Genomic DNA, 6,000 nt, shown 5'->3' with positions numbered 1-6,000 from the left:
ACGAATTGGAAGCAAGCCCTCAGCCAGCTCGTGATGATTTACCCCGACCGAATCAACCCCCACCTCTAACCAATTCCCAACACTTACACAAAAGATTTGACAGGCTCCGGTGTCGGCCCCGACCGTGGCGGGCCTGCTGCGCGAGGAGAACTGCAGCCTTCAGGGCGACGCCAGACGATCGAATGCGGCCACTATCCGGACCGAGATGCCCAGTTCGCCCGCATCAACGCCGCGGCCGTAGAGCACCTAGCGGCGGGGCAGCCGGTGATCAGTGTGGACGGCAAGAAGAAGGAGCTGGTCGGCAACTTCCGCAACGGTGGTCGGGAGTACCGGCCGGCTGGTGAGGCGGTGGCGACCAGCGTCTACGACTTCACGGGGGCACTCGGCAAGGTCACGCCCTACGGCGTGTATGACAGGGCTGCCCGCACCGGCCTAACCGTCACCGCCGGACTCGACGACACGATGTACCCCAAAGGCATCAAGATCACCGGCCGTGAGATGACAGACCTGGAAACCCAACACCTCACCGGGCACGACTTCCACGGCGACTGGAACTACACCGTAAGCCCAGCAGATCAACCCTGAACTACGCGTGTTGTTGATTTACAGGCCCTAAGAACATGGACGGGCCGGGCCCCGTCCGCGGGCCCAGCTTATAAACTGGGCCCGCGACCATAAGGTGGGCCCGGTCTATGACCCGGCCCCGTTCTCGCTATATTTGAGCGGATGTCGCCCCGACGGCAGCACCGATGCCGCGGATCGCGGGGGTGTGGAAGGTGCCGCCGAAGACCCGCTCGCTCGCGCCGACCCGGTCGAGGTACGGGGTGATCCCGCCCATCTGGAACGGCCAGCCGGCGCCGAGGATCATGCACAGGTCGATGTCCTCGGCTGCGTGCACCACGTCGTCGTCCAGCATCCGCTTGATCTCGTCGACCAGACCGTCTTCGACCCGCTGCAGAATTTGCTCGGCGGTCATCGGGGTGCTGCCGCCGGCGACGATCTTGAGTGCACCCTTGTCGAAGCCGGTACGGCGGCCCTTTCCGTCCCGCTCAAGGATCTTGCCGTGTTCGGCAAGCTTGTGCAGGTTGTCGCTCTCGAAGAACCGGTCGGGGAACGCCGCATGGTGCGTGTCGAGCACGTGAGCGCCCACGGTGAGGCCGACCAGCTCGAGCAGCTCGAACGGGCTCATCGGCAGCCCAAACGGCGCCACGGCGGCCTCCACGACCTCGAACGGGGTTCCGGTGTCGACGGCGTGCATCGCTTCACCGAGCAGCTTGGCGAGTACGCGGTTGACCACGAAGCCGGGCGTGTCCCGGGTGATCACCGCATTCTTGCGTAACTTGCCGGCGATGGCCATGGCCGTGGCGAGGGTGACCTCGTCGGTCTGCGGGGTGTTGACCACCTCGATCAGTGGCATGACGGCGACCGGGTTGAAGAAGTGGAAGCCGACCAGCCGCTCCGGGTGGGCAAGCTTCGACCCGATCTGCTCGACCGACAGCGACGATGTGTTCGTCGCCAGAATCGCCTCGGGCGACACGAACTTCTCGATCTCGGCGAACACGTTCTGCTTGACGCCGAGTTCCTCGAAGACGGCCTCAATCACCCAATCGGCATCGGAGAACAACGACTTGTCGGTCGTACCGGTGACGAGCGCGCGCAGCCGGTTGGCCTCGTCGGAGGAGATGCGATTCTTAGCCTCAAGGGCCGCGATCTCACCGTGAATGTACGCAATGCCCTTGTCGACGCGGGCCTGGTCGAGGTCGGTGATGACGACGGGGACCTTGAGCCGCCGCACGAACAGCAGCGCGAACTGGCTGGCCATCAGGCCGGCGCCGATAACGCCGACCTTAGTGATGGGGCGGGCGAGCTTCTTGTCCGGCGCGCCGGCCGGCCGCTTGGCCCGCTTCTGCACGAGGTTGAAGGCGTAGATGCTCGCCTGCAGCTGGTCACCGGCGATGAGACCGGCCAGGGCCTCATCTTCGCGCTCGAAGCCCTCTGCGCGGCTGCCGCTCTTGGCGGCCTGCAGCAGATCGAGTGCCACGTAGGGGGACTTCGCGACCTCACCGATGCGGTTCACCAGCATCTTGCGGGCGATGCCGATGGCAACGTCCCACTTGACCAGGCGTTCGATCTTGCCGGGCGCGTTTGGACGCGACACCTTCGTGGTACCGGCGATCACCCCGTCGGCCCAGGCGATGGAATCTTCGAGGAACCGCGCCGACGTGAACATGACGTCCGCGATTCCGAGCGCGAGGGCATCCGCTCCGGTGAGGGTGCGGTTGTTCTTGAGCGGGTTCTCGATGATGACCTTCAGGGCATTCTCAATGCCGATCAGGTTGGGCAGCAGGTAGGAGCCACCCCAGCCGGGGATCAGGCCGAGAAAGACCTCGGGTAATGCGATCGCCGGCACGGCCGCGTCGACCGTGCGGTAGCCCGCGTTGAGGCCGATTTCGAGCCCGCCACCGAGTGCGAGTCCGTTGATGAAGACGAACGACGGCACACCCAGCGTGTCGAGCTTGCCGAGGGCGTGGTGGCCGAGCTGGCTGAGCAGCTTGCCGGTGTCGATCGAGGGGATTTCGGCTACCTTACTGAGGTCCGCTCCGGCGGCGAGAATGAACGGCTTGCCGGTGACGGCGACGCCGTGTATCTCGCCGCGCCCGGCGCGAGCTTTCAGCTCGTCCATAGTGGCGGCGAACTCGAGCAGGGTAACCGGGCCGAGCGTGTTCGGCCGGGTGTGGTCACGCCCGTTGTCCAGGGTTACCAGGGCGAGGGTACGGCCGGCACTCAGTGGCACGTCGCGCACAAAAGAGTGCGTGACGACCTCGTCAGCGGAGATCGCAACGAGCGAGCTGAAATCGAGAGAATCGTAGTTGGTCATCGCTTCGCTGCCTTCTTGTTGAAGTGCGGGTTTTCCCAAATCACGGTGCCACCCTGGCCGAGACCGATGCACATGGCGGTGAGGCCGTAGCGCACCTCCGGGTGGCGCTCGAACTGGTGGGCCAGCTGGTTCATCAGGCGAACGCCCGAGCTGGCAAGTGGATGTCCCAGCGCAATCGCTCCGCCGTATTCGTTCACGCGCGGATCCTCGTCATCGATGCCGAAGTGGTCGAGGAACGAGATCACCTGCACGGCGAATGCTTCGTTGAGCTCGAATAGGCCGATGTCGGTGATCGACAGGCCGGCCTTGCGCAGCGCCTTCTCGGTGGAGGGCACGGGGCCAAGGCCCATGACCTCCGGTTCGACGCCGGCGAAGGCGAAACTCGTCATGGTCATTTTCACGCCGAGGCCAAGCTCCTTGGCGGTGGCGCCGCTGGCCAGCAGGCAGGCGGATGCGCCGTCATTGAGCCCGGAGGCGTTGCCGGCGGTGACCCGTCCGTGGGAGCGGAAGGGAGTGCGCAGGCCTGCGAGTCCCTCCATGGTCGTCTCCGGGCGCGGCGCTTCGTCGCGCGTCGCCAGGCCCCACCCTGATTCGCTGCGGGTCGCCACCGAAATCAGGTCGGGCTGAATCGTGCCAGCTTCGTAGGCCGCGGCGACCTTCTGCTGGCTGCGCAGCGCGAACCGGTCTGAACGTTCCTTGGTGTATTCGGGGAACCGGTCGTGAATGCGTTCGGCGGTCGCTCCCATGTTGAGGGCGTCTTCGCTGACCAGACGCTCGGACAGGAATCGCGGGTTCGGGTCGGCCCCGAATCCCATCGGGTGACGGCCCATGTGCTCGACGCCCCCGGCGATGGCGAGGTCGTAGGCACCGAAACCGATCGAGGACCCCATCATTGTCACCGCGGTCATCGCCCCGGCGCACATGCGGTCGATCGCGAAGCCGGGCACCGATTTCGGCAGCCCGGCCAGCAGTGCAGCCGTGCGACCGAGGGTCAGGCCCTGGTCGCCGGTCTGCGTTGTGGCAGCGATCGCGACGTCGTCGATACGCTCCGGGGGTACCCCCGGGTTGCGTTCCATCAACCCGATGATCGCCTTGACCACGAGGTCATCGGCTCTGGTATTCCAGTACATGCCCTTTTCGCCGGCGCGTCCGAACGGGGTGCGAACCCCGTCCACAAAGACGACTTCTGCTCTCTCGGCCACAATGCCTCCAGTACGTGTTGGATCAGATTCGAATCGACCTGTCAGGTCGTTTCGATCCTAGGGTGGTGAAATTTCCCACCCGAATCGTTTGCCGGATCCTACGACTCCAGATCCGACACGGGATCGGCAACTTGTGGAACTGCTACAAAAGCATCCGCTATAAATTGTGCAGTCACGTCAACTTGCCAGCGTCGCGCCCCCAACTGGGTCAGCACTTCTCCGACGGATGCCGCATCCAGCGGCTCCGGCGGCGTCCACGCCACCCGGCGCAGAAAGTCCGGGGTCAGCAGGTTCTCCAGGGGAATCGCCAACTCGTCGCTGACGGTCTGCAGCGCAGCCCGCGCCGCCTTGTAGCGCACGTCCGCCTCGGGGTTGCGGTCGGCCCAGGCGCGTGGTGGCGGGAGGGTGTCGTTGCTCGCCTTGAGCGGTGGCAACTCGGTGGTGACGCGGCCACGTTGAATGGCGGCCCACCAGCGGTCGAGTTCGTTGCGACTCGCCCGCCCGTTGAACTCGCGCAGGTCGGACAGCGCCTGGCGGGTCGCGGGAAGCACCCGTGCCGCGGCGAGCAGGGAGGCGTCGGGAACCAGACGGCCGGGGGAGACATCCACGTCGCGGGCGAACTCGTCGCGGGCCAGCCATAGTTCCCGGGCGACGGCGAGGTTGCGCTGGCCACGCAGCGAGTGCAGGCCGGACAGTCGGCGCCACGGGTCGACGCGGGCGGCCTTGGCCTCCTTGGCCAGGGTGGCGGCGAATTCCTGGTCGGCGATGTCGGTCTTGTCGGATTCCACCAACAGATCGACCATGCGGTCGCGCAGGTCGGGCAGTAGCTCCACGTCGAGGGCGGCGTAGACCAGCCACGATTCCGGCAGCGGCCGGGTTGACCAGTTCGCGGCGGAGTGTTCTTTGGCCAGGTGGATGCCGAGCAACTCTTCTACCACGGTGCCCAGGCCCACGCGGGGGAGGCCGAGTAGCCGGGCAGCGAGCTCGGTGTCAAAGATGCGTGCCGGGTCAAGCCCGACCTCACGCAGGCAGGCGAGGTCCTGGCTGGCGGCGTGCAGAATCCACTCCGTGTCGGCGAGGGCCTCGTTCAGCTCGCTGAAATCGCCGATCGGCGGCGGGTCGAAGAGAAACGTTCCGGCGCCGCGACGGTAAATCTGAATCAGATAAGCGCGTTGCGAGTAGGTGAAACCGGATGCCCGCTCCGCGTCGACCCCGACCGGCCCGGTTCCGGCCGCCAGGGCGGCCGTGGCGGCGAGGTAGGCCTCGCGGGTATCCACGACCCGGTGCAGAGCGATGGTCTGGTTGGATTGCGATTCAGCCACGGGCTGCTCGGCGTGCTGACAACATGCTGACTCCTTCCCCAGCGGGAGGGAGTCCGGCGAGCATGCAGAGCAGCTCGCCCCACCCCTCGACGTGGGCGGTGAGATTGTGATCCAGGGGTGTCCACGACGCGCGCAGCTCAATCTGCGCGCCATCTCCCTGTTTGGCGAGTTCGCCAAAGCCTGACGAGATTATTTTAGTCGCCGTTCCCGACGCCGCGGTGTACTTGGCCTTGCGGGAGTTCAGGGCATCGACCAGCCAGGCCCAGGTGACTTCGGCCAGAAAGGGATCGAGTCCGATTTCTACCTCGAGCGGTGCCTGCGCAAAGCATACGACGCGAAAAGCACCGTTCCATCCCTCGGGCTCATCCGGGTCGTACAGCAGAATGAATCGGCCGGTTCCGAGCTCGGAGTCTTTGCCGGGTCGCATCGGCGTGATATTGGCCGCCAGGGCGAAGGAGTACGGTGCAAGCTGGGCCGGCGCGGAAATCTCGGTGACGACTAATTCGGCCCGACTCGTCGCGCGACGAATCATTGACAAAGCCGCGGCAAACTCCACGGGCAGCGATTGATCTGTTTCGGGCACGTCTGCAGACTAGAG

The 6,000-nt window shown here is 65.4% G+C and carries 5 protein-coding genes; 1 reads left to right on the top strand and 4 read right to left on the bottom strand.

What is annotated here, in order from left to right; translation table 11 throughout:
• Window positions 1-96 precede the first annotated feature (96 nt).
• On the top strand, window positions 97-585 hold the full coding sequence (locus E3O45_RS00280) for a hypothetical protein (RefSeq protein ID WP_134441037.1): 489 nt from the start codon (window positions 97-99) through the stop codon (window positions 583-585).
• Window positions 586-712: 127 nt separating this feature from the next.
• Here the strand turns inward: E3O45_RS00280 and E3O45_RS00275 are convergent, their stop codons facing one another.
• From E3O45_RS00275 to E3O45_RS00260, 4 genes are all read right to left on the bottom strand, one after another.
• Complete coding sequence (locus tag E3O45_RS00275) at window positions 713-2,878, bottom strand: 3-hydroxyacyl-CoA dehydrogenase NAD-binding domain-containing protein (RefSeq protein WP_134441036.1); 2,166 nt, start codon at window positions 2,876-2,878, stop codon at window positions 713-715.
• On the bottom strand, window positions 2,875-4,080 hold the full coding sequence (locus tag E3O45_RS00270; RefSeq protein WP_134441035.1) for a thiolase family protein: 1,206 nt from the start codon (window positions 4,078-4,080) through the stop codon (window positions 2,875-2,877). The genes E3O45_RS00275 and E3O45_RS00270 overlap by 4 nt, the downstream gene beginning before the upstream one ends.
• A 98-nt stretch (window positions 4,081-4,178) precedes the next feature.
• A complete protein-coding gene (locus tag E3O45_RS00265) occupies window positions 4,179-5,375 on the bottom strand; it encodes an HRDC domain-containing protein (protein ID WP_134441042.1) in 1,197 nt (398 codons plus the stop codon).
• A gap of 19 nt (window positions 5,376-5,394) precedes the next feature.
• On the bottom strand, window positions 5,395-5,934 hold the full coding sequence (locus E3O45_RS00260; RefSeq protein ID WP_092449193.1) for a DUF3000 domain-containing protein: 540 nt from the start codon (window positions 5,932-5,934) through the stop codon (window positions 5,395-5,397).
• Window positions 5,935-6,000: the final 66 nt, after the last annotated feature.

The sequence above is a fragment of the Cryobacterium sp. TMS1-20-1 genome (assembly GCF_004402355.1).
GTDB lineage: Bacteria > Actinomycetota > Actinomycetes > Actinomycetales > Microbacteriaceae > Cryobacterium > Cryobacterium levicorallinum.
Note: the sequence above shows the minus strand (reverse complement) of the source record. Positions and strands in the feature narration are given on the sequence as shown.